17 protein-coding genes are annotated in these 19,295 nt (G+C 55.8%); 6 read left to right on the plus strand and 11 right to left on the minus strand.

Annotated elements, in window-relative coordinates; genetic code table 11:
- Positions 1–27: 27 nt before the first annotated feature.
- Entirely contained in the window at positions 28–1,248 is a 1,221-nt protein-coding gene (locus tag QNN86_RS15185; protein WP_414211522.1) for an MFS transporter, read from the minus strand.
- A 162-nt stretch (positions 1,249–1,410) separates the two neighbouring features.
- Here QNN86_RS15185 and ushA point away from each other — a divergent pair, with 162 nt between their 5' ends.
- Positions 1,411–3,063 (plus strand): bifunctional UDP-sugar hydrolase/5'-nucleotidase UshA, encoded by a 1,653-nt coding sequence (gene ushA / locus QNN86_RS15190; protein ID WP_414211524.1) that lies wholly within the window; start codon positions 1,411–1,413, stop codon positions 3,061–3,063.
- A gap of 240 nt (positions 3,064–3,303) precedes the next feature.
- On the opposite strand, the gene ybaK is transcribed toward ushA, so the two are convergent.
- From ybaK to copA, 3 genes are all read right to left on the minus strand, one after another.
- Positions 3,304–3,783: a Cys-tRNA(Pro)/Cys-tRNA(Cys) deacylase YbaK gene (gene ybaK / locus QNN86_RS15195; RefSeq protein ID WP_146717221.1), complete on the minus strand. Its 480-nt coding sequence runs from the start codon at positions 3,781–3,783 to the stop codon at positions 3,304–3,306.
- 201 nt (positions 3,784–3,984) lie between these two features.
- Positions 3,985–4,779, minus strand: coding sequence for a TraB/GumN family protein (locus tag QNN86_RS15200; protein ID WP_137362748.1), 795 nt, complete (start codon positions 4,777–4,779; stop codon positions 3,985–3,987).
- Between the two features lie 153 nt (positions 4,780–4,932).
- Positions 4,933–7,434: a copper-exporting P-type ATPase CopA gene (gene copA / locus QNN86_RS15205; RefSeq protein ID WP_182270291.1), complete on the minus strand. Its 2,502-nt coding sequence runs from the start codon at positions 7,432–7,434 to the stop codon at positions 4,933–4,935.
- Positions 7,435–7,543: 109 nt separating this feature from the next.
- Here copA and cueR point away from each other — a divergent pair, with 109 nt between their 5' ends.
- Positions 7,544–7,954: a Cu(I)-responsive transcriptional regulator gene (gene cueR / locus QNN86_RS15210; RefSeq protein ID WP_414211527.1), complete on the plus strand. Its 411-nt coding sequence runs from the start codon at positions 7,544–7,546 to the stop codon at positions 7,952–7,954.
- On the opposite strand, the gene QNN86_RS15215 is transcribed toward cueR, so the two are convergent.
- Genes QNN86_RS15215 through QNN86_RS15230 form a run of 4 tightly spaced genes read right to left on the minus strand, consistent with a single transcriptional unit; the run spans position 7,951 to position 12,174 of the window.
- Positions 7,951–8,667, minus strand: a complete 717-nt coding sequence (locus tag QNN86_RS15215) for a DUF3142 domain-containing protein (protein WP_414211529.1) — start codon at positions 8,665–8,667, stop codon at positions 7,951–7,953. The genes cueR and QNN86_RS15215 overlap by 4 nt on opposite strands.
- Positions 8,637–10,781, minus strand: coding sequence for a hypothetical protein (locus tag QNN86_RS15220; RefSeq protein ID WP_414211531.1), 2,145 nt, complete (start codon positions 10,779–10,781; stop codon positions 8,637–8,639). The genes QNN86_RS15215 and QNN86_RS15220 overlap by 31 nt, the downstream gene beginning before the upstream one ends.
- Before the next feature lie 26 nt (positions 10,782–10,807).
- A complete protein-coding gene (locus QNN86_RS15225; protein ID WP_117342146.1) occupies positions 10,808–11,260 on the minus strand; it encodes an NfeD family protein in 453 nt (150 codons plus the stop codon).
- Positions 11,257–12,174 carry an SPFH domain-containing protein gene (locus QNN86_RS15230; RefSeq protein ID WP_096758014.1) on the minus strand — a complete coding sequence of 306 codons (918 nt, stop codon included), beginning with the start codon at positions 12,172–12,174 and terminating at the stop codon, positions 11,257–11,259. The genes QNN86_RS15225 and QNN86_RS15230 overlap by 4 nt, the downstream gene beginning before the upstream one ends.
- A 132-nt stretch (positions 12,175–12,306) precedes the next feature.
- Between QNN86_RS15230 and fetA the strand changes: the two genes are divergently transcribed.
- Entirely contained in the window at positions 12,307–12,984 is a 678-nt protein-coding gene (fetA, locus tag QNN86_RS15235; RefSeq protein WP_137362753.1) for an iron efflux ABC transporter ATP-binding subunit FetA, read from the plus strand.
- Positions 12,971–13,750: an iron efflux ABC transporter permease subunit FetB gene (gene fetB / locus QNN86_RS15240; protein ID WP_117342149.1), complete on the plus strand. Its 780-nt coding sequence runs from the start codon at positions 12,971–12,973 to the stop codon at positions 13,748–13,750. The genes fetA and fetB overlap by 14 nt, the downstream gene beginning before the upstream one ends.
- A gap of 105 nt (positions 13,751–13,855) precedes the next feature.
- Here the strand turns inward: fetB and QNN86_RS15245 are convergent, their stop codons facing one another.
- The 3 genes from QNN86_RS15245 to tesA are packed head-to-tail and all read right to left on the minus strand — an operon-like array spanning position 13,856 to position 16,195.
- Positions 13,856–14,710 carry a co-chaperone YbbN gene (locus tag QNN86_RS15245; protein ID WP_414211535.1) on the minus strand — a complete coding sequence of 285 codons (855 nt, stop codon included), beginning with the start codon at positions 14,708–14,710 and terminating at the stop codon, positions 13,856–13,858.
- Positions 14,711–14,769: 59 nt separating this feature from the next.
- Positions 14,770–15,540: an SDR family oxidoreductase gene (locus QNN86_RS15250; RefSeq protein ID WP_096758010.1), complete on the minus strand. Its 771-nt coding sequence runs from the start codon at positions 15,538–15,540 to the stop codon at positions 14,770–14,772.
- A 28-nt stretch (positions 15,541–15,568) separates the two neighbouring features.
- Positions 15,569–16,195, minus strand: a complete 627-nt coding sequence (gene tesA / locus QNN86_RS15255) for a multifunctional acyl-CoA thioesterase I/protease I/lysophospholipase L1 (RefSeq protein ID WP_220132988.1) — start codon at positions 16,193–16,195, stop codon at positions 15,569–15,571.
- Here tesA and ybbA point away from each other — a divergent pair.
- Both ybbA and ybbP read left to right on the plus strand, forming a co-directional pair.
- The gene (gene ybbA / locus QNN86_RS15260; protein ID WP_181618831.1) at positions 16,163–16,849 is read left to right on the plus strand and encodes a putative ABC transporter ATP-binding protein YbbA; all 687 of its coding nucleotides are present in this window, start codon (positions 16,163–16,165) and stop codon (positions 16,847–16,849) included. The genes tesA and ybbA overlap by 33 nt on opposite strands.
- Positions 16,846–19,260 carry a putative ABC transporter permease subunit YbbP gene (gene ybbP, locus QNN86_RS15265; protein WP_182270286.1) on the plus strand — a complete coding sequence of 805 codons (2,415 nt, stop codon included), beginning with the start codon at positions 16,846–16,848 and terminating at the stop codon, positions 19,258–19,260. The genes ybbA and ybbP overlap by 4 nt, the downstream gene beginning before the upstream one ends.
- The last annotated feature ends 35 nt before the right edge of the window (positions 19,261–19,295 follow it).

The following is a 19,295-nucleotide window of genomic DNA, read 5'->3' on the forward strand; positions in this document are numbered from 1 at the left end:
CAAAGTTTACTTTTGGCCGCCATAAAATCAGTCTTTATGTCGGTTATCAGGTAAGAATATGGTCAGTATCCCCAGAAGAGGCAGGAAAGCACATATTTTATAGACCAAATCAATACTGGTATGGTCGGCAACCAGCCCTAACACCGCGGCCCCTAAGCCGCCCATGCCAAAAGCAAAACCGAAAAACAGCCCAGAAACCATGCCGATACGCCCCGGAAGCAGCTCCTGAGCGTACACCAGAATGGCAGAAAAGGCCGATGCCAGGATAAAACCAATGATCACGGTTAAAATCCCGGTCCATTCCAGCGTTGCATAGGGTAAAACGAGGGTAAACGGCGCTACGCCGAGGATAGAGCCCCAAATGACATATTTTCTACCGATTTTATCACCTAGCGGTCCGCCAATAACCGTCCCTGCCGCAACGGCAAACAGGAACGCAAACAGGTGGAACTGCGCGTTTTGTACCGATAATCCGAATTTTTGCATCAGATAAAAGGTGTAATAGCTGCTGATGCTCGCCATATAGAAATATTTGGAGAAAATCAGTACCAGCAGGATGCTAATCGCCAGCACCACTTTGTTGCGCGGTAGCGGGTTAACGATGGCGACTTTCGGCTTACCTTTACTCATCCGATGTTGGGCCGAATACCAACGGCTGATTTGCGCCAGTACCACAATCGCTAACAACGCGGCCAGCACGAACCACGCTACATTACCCTTACCGTATGGCGCGATGATGACAGCCGCCAGCAATGGCCCCAGAGAACTGCCGAAGTTACCGCCCACCTGGAAAATAGACTGGGCCAGACCATGGCGACCGCCGGAAGCCATCCGTGCCACGCGAGACGATTCCGGGTGAAACACCGATGAACCTGTGCCGACCAGCGCGGCGGCGAGCAGCACCATATGGAAATTACCGGCCATTGCCAGCAATACCAGCCCGCTGAGCGTAAAGCACATGCCAATAGGCAGCGACCACGGCATCGGATATTTGTCCGTCCAGTAACCGACCACCGGTTGAAGCAGGGAGGAGGTGAGCTGGAAAGTCAGGGTAATCATCCCGATCTGCATAAAACTCAGCGAGAACTCTGACTGCAACAACGGATAAATCGCCAGGATCAGCGACTGGATCATATCGTTGAGCAGGTGAGAAAGGCTGATCGCCCCTAAAATGCCAAACGAGGTGCGTGCTTTTTGCGACTGCGCAGCAGAGCCGGGGAGCGGTTGAGCGGTTTGATTGGTAGCCATAGGTCCACTTCAGTAATGATGAGAAAGGAGCAGGTGTAATTATTATCCGACTAACATACCTGTGGAAGGTGTTTGAAGGAAGTCTCATTTCTGAAAACATTTTCGACTATTATTTCATATCGTTGTAATTTCAGCGGTTGATATTGGGTCAGGGAGAGAAGCATGAAATTTTTGAAACGGGGTGTGGCGCTGGCATTATTTGCCGCCTTTACACTGGCAGGTCAGTCTGCTCAGGCTTATGAAAAAGATAAAACCTATAAAATAACCATTCTGCATACCAACGATCATCACGGTCACTTCTGGCGCAGCGAATACGGCGAATACGGACTGGCGGCGCAAAAAACGCTGGTGGACGGTATTCGTCACGAGGTTGCAGCCGAGGGCGGAAGCGTCCTGTTGCTTTCCGGCGGCGACATTAATACCGGTGTACCGGAGTCCGATCTTCAGGATGCGGAACCGGATTTTCGCGGCATGAACCTGATTGGCTATGACGCGATGGCGGTAGGAAATCACGAATTTGATAATCCGCTTACCGTGCTGCGTCAGCAGGAAAAATGGGCCAAATTTCCGCTCCTCTCCGCCAATATCTACCAGAAAAGCACTGGTGAACGTTTATTCAAACCCTGGGCCATCTTTAAGCGCCAGGATCTAAAAATTGCCGTTATCGGTTTAACCACCGACGACACCGCGAAAATTGGCAACCCGGAGTTCTTCACCGATATCGAGTTCCGTAAACCTGCGGATGAAGCGAAGCTGGTGATTCAGGAACTCAATATGGGTGAAAAGCCCGACGTTATTATTGCCACCACGCACATGGGGCATTACGACAACGGCAACCACGGTTCCAACGCCCCTGGCGACGTGGAAATGGCGCGTAGCCTGCCTGCCGGTGCGCTGGCGATGATTGTGGGTGGTCACTCACAGGATCCGGTGTGCATGGCGTCGGAAAACAAAAAGCAGGTTGATTACGTACCGGGCACCCCGTGCGCGCCAGATAAGCAAAATGGTATCTGGATCGTACAAGCGCACGAGTGGGGAAAATATGTGGGCCGCGCGGACTTTGAATTCCGCAATGGCGAAATGAAAATGGTTAACTACCAGCTCATTCCGGTCAACCTGAAGAAGAAAGTAACCTGGGATAACGGCAAAAGTGAGCGCGTACTTTTCACCCCGGAAATCGCTGAAAACCCGCAAATGCTCTCCCTGCTAACGCCGTTCCAGAATAAAGGCAAAGCGCAGCTGGAGGTCAAAATTGGCAGCGTCAATGGGCGTCTGGAAGGCGACCGCAGCAAAGTCCGTTTTGTCCAGACCAATATGGGACGTCTGCTACTGGCGGCGCAAATGGCGCGCACCAGCGCTGATTTTGGCGTGATGAGCGGTGGCGGTGTGCGTGACTCCATCGAAGGCGGCGACATTACCTATAAAAGCGTGCTCAAGGTTCAGCCGTTCGGCAACATTGTGGTGTATGCCGATATGAGTGGTAAAGAGGTGATTGACTATCTGACGGCGGTTGCGCAAATGAAGCCGGACTCGGGGGCCTACCCGCAATTTGCCAACGTTAGCTTTGTGGCGCAAGACGGCAAGCTTAACGATTTGAAAATCAAGGGCGAGCCCGTCGACCCGGCAAAAACTTATCGTATGGCAACGCTGAGCTTTAACGCCACCGGCGGTGACGGCTATCCACGCATTGATAACAAACCAGGCTATGTGAACACCGGGTTTATCGATGCAGAAGTGCTGAAAGAGTACGTGCAGAAGAATTCACCGCTGGATGTCAGTGCGTTTGAGCCGAAGGGTGAAGTTAGCTGGCAGTAACAGGGCTATTTTGTTCGCCATTTTGAACGCGGGCAGTGCTCGGACAAAACTCACAGAGTTTTGAACGCCCATCAGGGCGGCCCGGAGGGGGAGCGTAGCGAATAATCCTCACGTACTACATGTACGCTCCGGTTCCTGCGCGCTGGCCGAGTCCAAACTGCCTTCACCAATAACGCCCTGTAGAGTATTCAGTTGTAGGCCTTAAAGCTGCGCGCCATCAGGCAATCATTCCAAAACAGGTTAATCGCGGCGTGCGATATCGGCGAATTTCGCATCCAGAATTTTGGCCAAATCGTCCGCCGCCAGTTCAATATCCAGCCCGCGTTTGCCGCCGGAAACATAAATGGTGTCAAACGTCCGGGCGGGGGCGTCGATAAGCGTCGGCAATCTTTTTTTCTGCCCTAATGGGCTGATGCCGCCCACCAGATAGCCGGTGGTACGCTGCGCCACCATCGGGTCGGCCATGTCGACCTTTTTCGCGCCCAGCGCCTTGGCGACCTTTTTCAGATCCAACTGTCCGGCTACCGGCGTGACGGCGACGGCCAGATGTTTCATATCGCCATTCACGGCAACCAGCAGCGTTTTATAGACCTGATCTGCATTCAGACCCAGTTTACGCACCACTTCATCACCAAAATTGGTCTCTGACGGATCGTGGTCATAGGTATGAATCTGGAACGAAATGTTGTTTTTTTCGAGTAAGTTAACGGCGGGTGTCATAGCAATTTTTCCTGGCTCAGACAAAATACGACTAAAGCATACGCCTGATGGCGGTCGAAAAAATAGTACCATCTTGCGCAATAGTATTGGCAGGATGCTGACTTTGAGCGACAATCGACCTACACCGATGCTTTAAGCGTCGGCATAATAATAATGATGAAATTCCTCTTTGACGGGCCAATAGAAATATTGGCCATTTTTTTATCGCAACATCTCCGGCAAATTCCCTTCCCCATAAAGATGCAGTGCACCTACTGCCACCACATAATGGCCTGCGGGCAACGCGTTAAGCTTGTCCCGCCATGCCTCATTTCGCTGGTGCATCAGGACGTCATATAACGACTGACTGAACGTATTGGGTAACGTGAGATCGTTATTCTGCGGCGGCGTTTTTAACCACCAGCCCATCATCTGTTGCAGCAGGCGGGCATTGGTGTGCCAGTGCGTCAGGGTATCGTCCAGTAACGCCAGACCGTTATCCGGTAGCTGACATAAAAGATCGATTTGGCTGGCAGCACCTTCCAGCTCGATAACCGGCTTTTGCGCCTGCTTCGCCTGTTTCAGCAACTGGTAATCAATTCCGTATTCCGCACGTAACCCCAGCTGCTGCGCCTGGGTTGCCTGCAATATCATGGCGATTTGCCACAAAGGTTGGGTGGAAAACAGGGAAGGGGAAATGCCCAACTCAGCGCTGACTTTTTGCACGTGGCGGAGCTGCTCGTCGCTGATGCGGTCTTCCAGAGCGGCAAATGTGGGCAGGTTAGCAAACGGCGCATCGTCACCGGAAACATCGGCTTCGACGATCAGCGCGTCGGCGCGGTAGAGCTTTTTCAGGAGTTTGGCGGGCAGAGGGGCCATTTCACGGCTGCCCATATGAATACTGCCAATCAGATGAAAATGGCGATTACCGGGCAACGAGATGTCGATAGCAGGCCAGGTATAATGGTGACCGCGCAGCGCAGACCATAATGCTTTTACCCGGTATAACAGATCCATACGACCTCCCGTTGAAAAATCCCATGCTAGCGCGTGGTCCGGGAAGGTGCAATGCGTGAATCGCCGGATGGCGACGCGAAAGCGTCTTATCCGGCCTACGATATCACCTGCATTTTGTAGGCCGGATAAGCGTTAGCGTCATCCGGCACAGGGTTACTCTTTGGGTTTAAAGCGCAGCAGTCGGTTCGCGTTGCTTACCACGGTGATGGAAGAGAGCGCCATCGCCGCCCCGGCCACCACTGGGTTAAGCAGGGTACCGGTAAACGGCCACAGGATCCCGGCGGCAACGGGAATACCAATGCTGTTATAGATAAATGCGCCGAGCAGATTTTGCTTCATGTTCCGCAGGGTGGCCCGCGAGATAGACAGCGCATCCGCTACGCCCATCAGACTATGGCGCATCAGCGTAATGGCGGCGGTTTCAATGGCGACATCGCTACCACCGCCCATGGCAATCCCTACATCAGCCTGGGCAAGTGCTGGCGCATCGTTGATCCCATCACCGACCATCGCCACCTGATGTCCCTGGCTTTGCAGGCGTTTAATCGCTTCTGCTTTTCCGTCCGGCAGAACGCCTGCGATCACCTCGTCGATGCCTGCTTCTTTGGCAATAGCGTTAGCGGTGGTTGGGTTATCCCCGGTGAGCATCACCAGACGATACCCGGCGCGGTGCAAACGCTGCAGTGCCGCCACGCTGTCGCTGCGCAGCGGGTCACGTACCGCGAGCAGTGCGGCCGCTTTGCCGTCAATCGCCAGCAGTACCGGAGTTGTTCCTTGTGAGGCATGCGCGGTGATTTCAGCTTCCATTTCAGTGGTATCTACCTGCTGTTCATTGAGCAGCGCCTGGTTGCCCAGCAGCAGTCTATGACCTTCCGCTTCACCGCTAACGCCTAAGCCGCGCAGCGTACGGAACCCATTGACCTGCGGCAGGACCGCATCGCCAGCTTTATCCAGAATCGCCCGAGCCAGCGGGTGGCTGGAACCCTGTTCAAGGGCCGCAGCCAGACGGATGGCCTGCGCTTCATCGGTGTCACCGAAGGTTTTGATGGCGACTACCTGCGGTTTCCCTTCGGTCAGCGTCCCCGTTTTATCAAACACCACGGTATCAAGCGTGCTGGCACGCTGCAGCGCATCGGCATCGCGGACCAGAACACCAAACTCTGCAGCACGACCGACCCCGGAAATAATCGACATCGGCGTTGCCAGACCCAGCGCACACGGGCAGGCGATAATCAGTACGGTGGTGGCAATCACCAGCGTATAGACAATTTGCGGTGCCGGGCCGAAGAAATACCAGATTGCGGCGCTGACCAATGCAATTACGACCACCACCGGAACGAACACCGAGGAGATGCGGTCGGCCAGCTTGCCAATCTCCGGCTTGCTGCTTTGCGCCTGACGGACCATGCGAATAATGCGCGACAGGGTGGTATGACTGCCGACAGCGCTGGCGCGGAACAGCACGCTGCCATCCTGAACCACCGTACCGGCGTGAACGCTGTCGCCTTCGCCTTTTTGTTGTGGGATCGGCTCGCCGGTGAGCATGGCTTCATCCAGCCAGGCTTCGCCCTGGGTGATTTCACCGTCTACCGGGACGCGGTCACCGGTGGTCAGGCGCAGTAACATGCCTGCCTGAACATCAGCCAGCGGGACGTTTTTTTCGCCTTCGTCGGTGACGACGCGTGCGGTCGGTGGCGTGAGGTCGAGCAGTTTTTCCAGTGCTTTGGAAGAGCGTTGACGGGCGCGTGCCTCCAGCATATGTCCGAGGTTAATCAGACCGATAATCATCGCACTGGCTTCATAATAGAGGTGGCGTGCTTCCATCGGGAACCACTGCGGCCAGAGGTTAACGCTCATCGAATAGAGCCAGGCCACCCCGGTGCCGAGTGCTACCAGGGTATCCATGGTGGCGGTGCCGTTCATCAGGCTTTTCCACGCGCTACGGTAAAAATGACCGCCCGCGAAGACCATCACGGCGAGGGTTGCCAGACCAATGACCAGCCACAGGCTGCGGTTATCGGCGGTGACCATCATGTTATCGCCAATCATGCCCCACACCATCACCGGGACGCCGAGCAGCAGCGCGACGGCGGCCTGCCAACGGAAACGTTTCATGGTGGCAATGGCCGTTTCCTGCTGGCGTTCACGACGCTCAAGGTCGTCTTCAATGGCTTCAGCACCGTAGCCGGCTTTCTCTACGGCCTGCACTAATTCGTCGGCGGAAGCGCTGCCCATTACCAGCGCAGTACGCTCCGCCAGATTTACCCGTGCCTGCGTGACGCCCGGTACGTTTTGCAACGCATTTTGTACCCGGGAAACACAGCTGGCGCAGCTCATGCCGCTCAACAACAACTGTTGGCTGTCATCTTCAGCCGTCGCTACCGGAAGCTCAGAAGAGACCGCTGTCAGCGCTTCCGACGGGATTGATGACTCCGCCAGCGGTTTAGCCTTTGGGTGGCTTAACTCTGCGCCGTAACCGGCTTGTTTGATGGTTTCAATTAACGCGTCGGCGCTGGCGCTACCGGTGACGTGTGCTTCGGTCACGGTGACATCCGCTTGCTCAACGTCCGGACGCTGCTCGAGACTTTCTTTGACGCGTTTAACGCAGTGACCACAGGACAATCCGTCCAGGGTCAGGTCGATGGTTTGAGACATAACAATAATCCTCTATGATTGGTCGGTGGTTTATTGACCTTGGCAATCGTTTTGACTAACTGTTATAAAGGTTAAACCTTCCATCAAGGGGAAGGTCAAGGGGGAAGATGTGAATATATCCGATGTTGCTAAAAAAACCGGTTTAACCAGTAAAGCTATCCGCTTTTATGAAGAGAAAGGGCTGGTGACGCCGCCGATGCGCAGCGAAAACGGATACCGCACCTATACGCAGCAACATCTGAACGAACTGACGTTGCTGCGTCAGGCGCGGCAGGTTGGCTTTAACCTTGAAGAGTGCGGTGAGCTGGTAAACCTGTTTAACGATCCGGCACGCCACAGCGCAGATGTGAAAAAGCGCACCCTGGAAAAAGTGGCCGATATCGAGCGGCACATTAGCGAACTGCAGGCGATGCGCGCACATTTGCTGGCGCTGGCGGACAGCTGTCCCGGCGATGACAGCGCCGAATGCCCGATCATCGATAATCTCTCCGGCTGCTGCCACCACAAAGCGAAGGCCTAAAGGCGAGGCGGTTGCAGCATAAAGACCACCGTGCCGCGATACCACGGCGATGTCTCCAGCTGCGCTTCCGCTTGTACATCCCGGCTACCGTGTTGAACCAGCCCGAGCTTAAACGGAATGCGTAACTGGGTGAGTGCGGGCAGATACGCCTGATAATTAGCTACCGTGTGACGTCCCTGATAGCTCTGCACCACCAGTTCATCAACCGGTAGCGCGTTCAGCGTGGCGACATCGCCTGTTTTAGCCCAATCCAGCAGTCCGGTCACCCCAAGGGCGAACTCCGGCGGCAGCTGTTGGCGCAACTGTTGCAGAAATCGGGCGTAATCGGCGAGCTGATGGGTTGCCGCGTCAAAATCAACCTGTAGACCGACCACGTGGTTGCCTGCGGCCTGCCAGCGCTGCAACAGCCGCACGATACGTGCCGGGATCGCATCCGGCACGTCGAGGGTAGTAAAACGCACGGTCAGCCAAATTGATGGAAAGGTCAGGCGGCTGACCGGCAGACCCAGACGCTGAAAGACCACCAGGCCCGAGCGGGTCAGCACTTCCCCCTGGTGCAGATACACCGTTTGCGCGTCCCGCAGCTCGTCGCTGGCTTTTACCCCGGACCATAACCAAAAGGCCTGATGTTCACGGGCCGCTACCGTTTCCCCGGCCTGAGCCTGTCCGCTCAGCAGCGCAATTACCAGTAGTATTTGAGTTTTTGCGCCCACGGGCTTCCTGGATACTGCGTCTTTAACTGTGTGTACCAGTCTTTACGCTGCGACTTGTCCACCTCTTCACCGCCGCATTCGTTATAACCCGATGGCGCATAGCACATGATGGCCCGGTACAGCGCAAAACTCTTGTCCTCGACTTCTGCGTTGGGGGAGGCGATCACCTGCTGATAATAACGCTGGCGGTCAAACTGCCCGAACGGCTCTTTGCGTGAGATGGCCGTGCCCAGCACGTCGTTACCGGCACTGTCTGCCTGCAGATCCACATGGGTTTGCGAAGTGCGGAAGAACTCCCCCAGGCAGTTCAGCGCGTGGGCATCATCCGCTTTTTTGCTTAGCACAGTGACCGTTTCATCAAGGCTACGGCAGGTGTAACCGGCTTGGGCGGCGTCGCCGTTCCAGTCAAAGGTACTCAGATTCACATCAGCAAACGACTCGCCAATCACCGGTGGCGTAATCGCGCCAGCCAGCTTTTTGTCGTTCAACCAGTCGCTAAAACGATTCTCGGTGAGATCGCGTACCAGCAACGTATGCAGGGCAATAGTGCGTTCTTCGTTGTTGGGGCCGCGAGTGGCCTGCTGGCGCAGCAGCTCGGGTGTTGCCTGCGCTTTCAGCACCTGCGAACGGAAACGCAGGTTTGATACCGCGCTGTCCGGTACAAAAATGGCCGCAACGTCGCCGCTGTAGACCAGCGTAGCCGCCAGCTTGGCCTGCACGTACTGCTGCTGTTCGGGATCCTGACTAAGTTTCAGTAGCTGCTGCCAGAACGCGCGTGCAGCGGGCCACTGCTGTTGCCCCATCAGCGCTTCGCCGTACAGCACCTGCTCGCTGAAGGCGAGAATATCGTGCGCGGGGAGTTTTTGCGCCGGGGTCATCGCCTGCACAATGGCTGCGTAGTTGCCCGTCGCCATCCACAGATTCAGCTGCAGGTTCTGCCACAGGGCGAGTTTACCCCCCTTTTCAAACACCGGTTTGCTGGCATCAAGCTGGGCCTGCGACAGCGTCGGTTTGTTGTCGTTGTTCAGACGCAGCGCGCGCAGCAACTCGATATAGCTGACCAGCGGCGCGTCGGGGAAGGCCTCCACCACGGGGCCTTCAAAGAAATGCATACCGAAAACATTATCGTATTCGATAACCGTATCGCGCAGTTGCTGTGCGTCCGCCGACTGCTGGAGGGTCTGTTCATACAACCCGGCTAGCGGCGACCATGCCTGCAGATACCAGTTAATCCGGCGTAGCATGCCGCGTGCGGAGTCGGCGTACAGCCCCTGCGGGAAGCGTTGCAGATAAGCCTGGGCTTGAGTCTGCGCCTGACTGGCATCCTGGCGGTTGATTTTTGCACTATCAAAATCGCCGTATTCACCGACGCTGTTCTGGCTGCTCTTGTTCAGCGCTGTGCGCATCAGCATGTATTGCGCGGTTTCTGCCAGCCACGGACTACCGCTGGTGGTAAGCTGCGTGAAATCCTGGTCGGCAGTGATGTAGTCGCCTTCGTAGAAACGGGCGGCGGCAATCAGATAGGTTTTGTACTGTTGCGCAGAGGTGTCGGTAGGGATCGCGGCAAGCGAGGACGTAATTTGCTCCGCGGTTGCGCCGGACAGTATCCCAAGGCGTGCCCGGGCTAACGCCTGGCGCTGTTCCGCCGTTAACGTGGTATCGGCCAGCAGCGCGGCAAAGAACTGGCTGACGCTGGCCGTAGTATTCGACACATGACGGTTCTCATGTTCTGCGTCGTCGGCGCTTATCTCTTCGGCAGTAATCTGCAGTTCGGCCATCTGGTGGGCAAGTACATCATCTGTGCTTTGCACAGATGCGGCGGCTGGTGTCGGAGAGACTTCATCCCACTGTGGATGATAAGCAAAGTAGTAATCGCGGGAGTGGGTAACATCCGCAGGCAGCGACTGTACCGGCAGGGTGAATGATTTTTCCTGGCTCAACAGACGCAGCAGGTTATCACGGGAGTCGTTTTCTGGGCTGAGTACCGGGATGCCTTTCAGCAGACAGCTCGCATCGCTCCATTTGCAGTCTTCCATATCAAAAGAGGCGAATGCCTGTGGGGCACCCGCCAGCAAGGTACACACGGCAAAGGCGAGGGATGTCTTCCTGACCATAATCTTTGTTCCTGTCATTATGTGGGTTATAAGGCTCTGATAATCAGGGTAATGCCTTCAACGGCAATCACCTCAACCTGTGTTCCTGCACTCAAATCGTCACGCGCGCTGACCGGCCAGGAGCTGTCGCCCACGCGCATATGTCCGCGCCCGTTCACCAGCGCCGTTTCCAGCACAAACCGGCGGCCGACCAGTTGCTGTCCGCGCTGGTTGAGATGGCTGTCTGCCGGTTTTTGTTCCTGCACACGCTTTGCCAACCACTTCCACCACAGCCAGGCTGCCAGCAGCGTTAAGACGGCGAACATCGCGCCCTGCCACGCCCAGTCGAGCGGCAATAGCCAGACGACCAGACCGGTGATGACTGCCGCCACACCGCTCCACAGCAGATAGCCGTTGCCGCCCAACATCTCAGCGGCCAGTAACAGACCGCCGAGGCTGAGCCAGAAGAGGTGTGGATGAACCAGAATCATCGCAATCATGATTTGTTCCGCTCGCTGGCGCTGTCCTTAATCAGTTCGCTAATACCGGCAATGGAGCCCATCAGGCTGCTGGCATCCAGCGGCATCATCACCACTTTGCTGTTATTGGACGAACCGATTTGTTGCAGCGCTTCGGTGTATTTCTGTGCCACGAAGTAGTTCACGGCTTGAATATCCCCGGCGGCAATGGCCTCAGACACCATCTGCGTTGCACGGGCTTCAGCTTCGGCGGAACGTTCGCGCGCTTCGGCCTGCAAGAACGCGGACTGGCGTTCACCTTCCGCTTTCAGGATTTTCGACTGCTTCTCACCTTCGGCCTTGACGATCTCGGCCTGGCGGATCCCTTCGGCCTCAAGAATATAGGCGCGCTTGGTTCGTTCGGCTTTCATCTGGGCGTTCATGGCGTCGATAAGCTCGGCCGGTGGGCGCACATCGCGGATTTCAATACGGGTAATTTTGATGCCCCACGGGTTGGTTGCCTCATCAACGATATGCAGCAAACGCGTATTGATGTTGTCGCGCTGGGAAAGCATCTCGTCCAACTCCATCGAGCCGAGCACGGTACGGATGTTGGTCATCGTCAGGTTGATGATCGCCAGTTCCAGATTGCTGACTTCATACGCCGCTTTTGGCGCATCAATCACCTGAATAAAGCACACTGCATCGATGGACACGTTGGCGTTATCTTTGGAGATAACTTCCTGCGACGGAATATCGAGAACCTGCTCCATCATATTGATCTTACGACCAATCCGGTCCATGAACGGTACCACGAGGCTTAAGCCTGGCTGCAGGGTTTTGGTGTAACGACCAAAGCGTTCCACCGTCCACTGGTATCCCTGAGGGACGATTTTGACGCCCGCACCGACAATCACCAGTGCGACAAAAATGAGAATGGGGATGAAAATGAGCATCGATAAAACCTCCTGTTACGCTGTCCTTTACTGCCTGATAAGTCAAATTATACCCGATTTATCAAGGTGGCTCCCCAATAATAAATTACAGGGATAGACTGTCTGCACGAAAGCGGTGAAAAGGGAATGATAATGGAAGAAAGCAGTATTTTGCTCCAGCTCAACGATGTCGGCTGGCAGGCGGGTAACACGAAGATTCTCAATAATATCTGTTTTAATCTCCACGCCGGGGAATTTAAGCTTATCACAGGCCCATCCGGCTGCGGTAAAAGCACATTGCTGAAGATTGTGGCCTCGTTAATTAGCCCAAGCAACGGTGAGATCCTCTTTGAGGGAAAGGAGATATCCACGCTCAAACCCGAAGCGTATCGACAGCAGGTCTCGTATTGTGCGCAAACCCCTGCATTGTTTGGCGACACCGTTTACGACAATCTCATTTTTCCGTGGCAAATTCGGCATAAACACCCACAAGAAGAGGCATTTCTCGACGATCTGGCGCGCTTTGAGCTGCCCGAGACAATCCTCAAAAAAGGCATCAATGAACTGTCCGGCGGTGAAAAGCAACGCGTCTCGCTCATTCGTAATTTGCAGTTTTTGCCCAAAATTCTGCTGCTCGATGAAATCACCAGCGCGCTGGATGAAACCAATAAGCGGAATGTAAATGAGCTTATACATCGCTACGTTCGCGAGAAAAATATGGCGGTGTTGTGGGTGACGCACGACAAAGATGAAATTAATCATGCGGATAATGTCATAACCCTTCAACCGCATGCCGGAGAAATGCAGGAAACACGCAATGAACGAGCATAATATTACCAATGAGTCGCTGGCATTAGCGATGATGCTGGTGGTGGTGGCTATTCTGATTAGCCATAAAGAAAAACTGGCGCTGGAAAAAGATATTCTCTGGAGCGTATGTCGGGCGGTTATCCAGCTTATTATCGTCGGCTACGTGCTGAAATATATCTTTGGCGTGAATCACAGTATTCTGACCTTATTGATGGTGCTGTTTATCTGTCTTAACGCCGCCTATAACGCGCAAAAACGCAGTAAATATATCGGCAACGCCTTTATCTCGTCGTTTATTGCAATAACGGCAGGGGCCGGACTGACGCTGGCGGTACTGGTGCTGTCAGGCTCCATTGCGTTCACGCCGATGCAGGTGATCCCGATTTCCGGCATGATTGCGGGCAACGCGATGGTGGCGGTCGGGCTGTGTTATAACAATCTGGGCCAGCGATTTAACAGCGAACAGCAGCAAATTCAGGAAAAGTTGAGTCTCGGCGCCACGCCGAAGATTGCCTCCGCGCCGTTAATTCGCGACAGTATTCGTGCGTCGTTGATCCCAACCATTGATTCCGCGAAAACCGTCGGTCTGGTGAGCTTGCCGGGGATGATGTCGGGGTTAATCTTTGCCGGTATCGATCCGGTAAAAGCGATCAAATATCAGATTATGGTGACCTTCATGCTGCTTTCTACCGCCAGCCTGTCGACCATTATCGCCTGCTATTTAACCTATCGGAAGTTCTATAATTCGCGTCACCAATTAGTCGTAACGCATCTGAAGAAGACGTAATGTGAAGCCGGATGGCGGCTACCGCCTTATCCGGCCTACGGGATCGGTATTTGTAGAATTTGTAGGCCCGATAAGCGCAAGCGCCATCGGGCAACATCACGCGGATTAGTACAACAACGCGTACAGCTGACGACGATACTTCGACGCCAGCGCATCGCCGGTGCCCAATGCGGCGAGGATCTCCTGGAAGGTCTTACGCGCCTGGCCGTCAGCGGCAGCAAGATCTTTTCTCAGGTGGCTGAACAGCAGCTCCAGCGCTTCTTCGTTACGTCCGACCTGATGCAGTTGGATCGCCAGTTGGGTGGCCAGTGCGGCATCCTGCGGGTTGTCTGCTACCTGCTGCTGCAACAGTTGGATTTCCGGCGTGTCCGCTGCCTGCTTCAGCAGTTCAATTTGGGCGACCAGACCCTGATAGCGGGTGTCCTGATCCTGTAACGGAATGGTTTTCAGCACTGCTTCGGCATCGTCGGAGCGGTTCAGGGCGATTTGCGTTTCTGCCAGCAGCAGGCCAATTTCGCTGCTCTGGTTGGACATCTGCCAGGCTTCTTTCAGCAGCGGCAGTGCGTCAGCGTGGTTGCCAGCTTCAATGAATTCGATGGCCTGGCGTGCTTTCAGCTCTTCTTCACTTGGCAGGACTTTCTCGAGCAGCGCACGGATCACCTCTTCCGGCTGCGGACCCTGGAAACCGTCCACCGGCTGACCGTTCTGGAACAGATACACCGTTGGGATGGCACGCAGGCCAAACTGCGAGGCGATCATCTGCTCGGCGTCGCAGTCCAGCTTGGCGAGAATAAACTGACCGTTGTACTGCGCGACCAGGCTTTCCAGCACCGGCGTCAATTGCTGACAGTGCTGGCTGCGTTCAGACCAAAAATAGAACAGGACCGGCGTGGTCATCGACAGTTCAAGGGTCTGCTGCAGGTTAGATTCGTTAATAATGACAATATTTTGTACGGACATGGAGTCACTCTCTATTCGTCGATTTGTTTTTACATGGGGGCAGACGCGCTGGCTTCAACTCAGCCCTGTAAAATTTTGTCCATTACGCGACCTGGCAACAGGCGCTTCAACAGCATGACTGCCCAGGTCACCAGGGTCACGGGGTAGCGCAGTTTCGGTTTATCGCTCTCAAAAGCATGGCGCACTTTGGCGACCACGGCCTCAGGCCCTAATGTGAAACGTGCAGCAATACCGGGGTTTTCAACCGGGGAATCGCTCTGGGTCTGGTTAACGTTTTCGGTGAAACGGGTGCGGATAGGGCCGGGTTCAATCAAGCTGACTTTGATACCGCTGTGACGTAACTCCATACGCAGCGCATCGGACCAGGCTTCCAGCGCATATTTACTGGCGGCGTAGGCCCCACGTCCCGGCGTGGAGATCAGGCCCATCACTGATGACGTCATCACAATACGCCCTTCACCGTGGGGCAACATGGCGGGCAGCAGGCGCATGGTCAGCTGATGTGCGCCAAAGAAGTTGGCGGAAAACTGCTGTTCCATCTGCTCACGGCTGATGGTCGGCAGCGGGCCATACACGCCGAATCCGGCGTTATTAAAGATCCCATACAAACGATTATCGGTCAGGGCGATCACCTCATCGGCTGCGCGATCCACGCTTTCTGTAGAGTCCAGATCCAGCAAGATGCCGGTGAATCCCATACCGTTCATGCGTGCGACATCGTCGGGTTTGCGGCAGCCTGCCAGAATTTGAAAACCCTGGCGCTTTAGCTCAAGCGCGCTTTCCAGGCCGATTCCACTGGAACATCCTGTTATTAAGACCGATTTTTGCATAACTTTACCTGTCAGGATCTCCGTTGTTTTACGAGTCGTGATTTACTAAAGGGGTCAACTGTTTCGCCATCCAGTCAGCGATAAACGGCTGGGCGTCACGATTAGGGTGGATACCATCATCCTGCATCCATTGGGGTTTCAGATAGACCTCTTCCATAAAAAAGGGCAGCAGAGGAATATCAAACTCGCTGGCGAGCTTTGGATAAATTGCGCTAAAGGTTTCATTATAACGGCGACCGTAGTTGGCTGGCAGACGAATTTGCATCAGCAGCGGTTCGGCCTTTGCCGCTTTAACGTCGTGTAAAATTTTACGCAAGGTTTGTTCAGTTTGCGCAGGTGAAAACCCGCGCAGGCCGTCATTGCCGCCCAGTTCGACCAGCACCCAGCGTGGCTGGTGTTGTTGCAGTAATGCGGGCAGACGCGCCAGGCCCTGCTGTGAGGTGTCGCCACTAATGCTGGCATTCACCACCGATGTTTTATTTTGCCATTTATCATGCAGCAGCGCTGGCCACGCTGCGCTGGCCGACATTCGGTATCCGGCACTCAGGCTGTCACCCAGAATTAATAACGTGTCCGCCGCGGCGGCGCGGAAAGTTAACAGAACCAGGAACAGGAAGGGCAAATGCCAGCGGAAAACATTGTTGAAGTTCATCATCTTAAGAAATCCGTCGGTCAGGGGGATCAGGAGCTATCCATCCTTACCGGAGTTGAACTGGTTGTCAAACGCGCCGAGACTATTGCGCTGATTGGTGAGTCGGGATCGGGGAAATCCACGCTGCTGGCGATCCTCGCCGGGCTGGACGATGGCACAAGCGGCGAAGTCAGCCTGGTCGGGCAGCCGCTGCATACCATGGATGAAGAAGCCCGGGCGCAGCTGCGCGCGCAGCATGTCGGCTTTGTCTTTCAGTCCTTCATGCTCATTCCGACCCTCAACGCACTCGAGAACGTCGAACTACCCGCGTTATTGCGCGGGGAAAACAGTGGCAGCAGTCAGGCAGGGGCCAAAGCCTTGCTGGAACAGTTGGGGTTAGGTAAACGCCTCGATCATCTTCCGGCCCAGCTGTCCGGTGGGGAGCAGCAGCGCGTGGCGCTGGCGCGGGCGTTTAATGGACGCCCGGACGTGCTGTTTGCCGACGAGCCGACGGGCAACCTCGATCGGCAAACCGGAGACAAAATTGCCGATCTGCTGTTCTCTCTCAACCGTGAACACGGCACCACCCTGATTCTGGTCACGCATGACCCGCAGCTGGCGGCGCGCTGCGACCGGCGTTTACGTCTGGTCAACGGGCTGCTACAGGAGGAGGCATGATTGCACGCTGGTTCTGGCGCGAATGGCGCTCGCCCTCATTATTAATTGTCTGGCTGGCGCTCAGCCTGGCGGTGGCCTGCGTGCTGGCGCTGGGGAATATCAGCGACCGCATGGAAAAAGGGCTGAGTCAGCAAAGCCGCGAATTTATGGCGGGCGACCGGGCGCTGCAAAGCTCGCGGGACGTGCCGAAAGCCTGGATTGACGAGGCGCGACAGCGCGGCCTGAAGGTGGGCGAACAGCTGACCTTCGCCACCATGACCTTTGCCGCCGATACTCCGCAACTGGCGAACGTCAAAGCGGTGGATGACGTGTACCCCCTGTATGGCGCGCTGCAAACTAATCCGCCGGGGCTGAAACCGCAGCCCGGTTCGGTGCTGCTGGCCCCGCGCCTGATGGCGCTGCTCAATTTGAAAATCGGTGATGCCATTGATGTCGGGGACGCCACGCTGCGTATTGCTGGCGAGGTGGTACAGGAGCCGGATTCCGGGTTTAACCCGTTCCAGATCGCGCCGCGTCTGATGATGAATCTTGCCGATGTCGAAAAAACGGGGGCCGTCCAGCCTGGAAGCCGTGTTACCTGGCGTTATAAATTTGGCGGCACGCCGCAGCAGTTGGAAGATTATGAAAAGTGGCTGTTGCCGCAGTTAAAACCGGAGCAGCGTTGGTACGGGCTGGAACAAGATGAAGGCGCGTTGGGGAAATCTCTCGAACGCTCGCAACAGTTCCTGCTGCTGTCGGCACTGTTAACGTTGCTGCTGGCGGTGGCCGCCGTTGCCGTGGCGATGAATCATTACTGCCGCAGCCGCTACGATCTGGTGGCGATACTAAAAACGCTCGGCGCGGGCAGGGCGCAGCTACGCAAGCTGATTGTCGGCCAGTGGTTGATGGTGTTGGCGTTGTCCGGTATCACCGGCGGGGCGTGTGGTCTACTGTTTGAACGCATACTGGTGCTGCTGCTCAGGCCCGTTTTACCGGGTGAATTGCCGCCTGCCAGCCTGTGGCCGTGGCTGTGGGCGTTCGGCACCATGACCGTCATTTCACTGCTGGTCGGGCTGCGTCCCTATCGTCTGCTGCTGGCCACGCAGCCGCTGCGGGTGCTGCGCCGCGACGTGGTGGCCAACGTCTGGCCGCTGAAGATCTATTTGCCCGTGGCGACGATCGTGGTGGTTGCGCTGCTGGCCGGGCTGATGGGCGGAAGCATGCTACTGTGGGCGGTGCTGGCCGGTGCGGTGGTGCTGGCGCTGTTGTGCGGCGTGCTGGGCTGGATGCTGCTCAACCTGCTGCGCGGCCTGACGCTCACCTCGCTGCCGCTGCGTCTGGCGGTCAGTCGCTTACTGCGCCAGCCGTGGTCAACGCTGAGTCAGCTGTCGGCCTTTTCGCTCTCTTTTATGCTACTGGCGCTGTTGCTGGTGTTACGGGGCGATCTGCTCGACCGCTGGCAGCAGCAAATGCCGCCGGAAAGCCCGAACTACTTCCTCATCAATATTGCCACTGAACAGGTGGGGCCGCTGAAGGCGTTCCTGTCCGAGCATCAGGTGATCCCTGAGTCGTTCTACCCGATTGTGCGGGCGCGTCTGACCGCCATCAATGATAAGGCAACCGAGGGTAATCAGGATGAATCGCTGAACCGCGAACTGAACCTGACCTGGCAGGATACCCGTCCGGATCATAACCCGATAACCGCCGGAAGCTGGCCGCCAAAAGCAGGTGAAGTGTCGATGGAAGAAGGGCTGGCGGAGCGATTGAACGTCAAACTTGGCGATCGCGTGACCTTTATGGGTGACACCCAGGATTTCAGCGCCACGGTCAGTAGCCTGCGTAAGGTGGACTGGGAAAGCCTGCGGCCTAACTTCTTCTTTATCTTCCCGCAGGGCGCGTTGGACGGGCAGCCGCAAAGTTGGCTGACCAGCTTCCGTTGGGAAAATGGCAACGGTATGCTAACGCAGCTTAACCGCGAGTTTCCGACCATCAGCCTGCTGGATATCGGCGCGATCCTCAAACAGGTTGGCCAGGTGCTTGAACAGGTCAGCCGGGCGCTGGAGGTGATGGTGGTGCTGGTCACCGCCTGCGGTATGTTGCTGCTGCTGGCGCAGGTGCAGGTCGGCATGCGCCAGCGTCATCAGGAGCTGGTGGTCTGGCGGACGCTGGGGGCGGGCAAGAAATTGCTGCGTACCACGTTATGGTGTGAGTTCGCCATGCTGGGGATGGTCTCCGGGCTGGTGGCGGCCATAGGCGCTGAAACCGCGCTGGCGGTTCTGCAAACCCGCGTGTTTGATTTCCCGTGGGAGCCTGACTGGCGGCTGTGGGTCATCTTACCGGTTTGCGGGGCGCTGCTGCTCTCATTATGCGGTGGGTGGCTCGGCGCACGTCTGCTAAAAGGCAAAGCCCTGTTTCGTCAGTTTAACAATTAATTCATTTTAGTGATGATTACGCACCGGTTTTTACA

It is taken from the genome of Citrobacter sp. C348 (assembly GCF_047467975.1).
GTDB lineage: Bacteria > Pseudomonadota > Gammaproteobacteria > Enterobacterales > Enterobacteriaceae > Citrobacter > Citrobacter gillenii.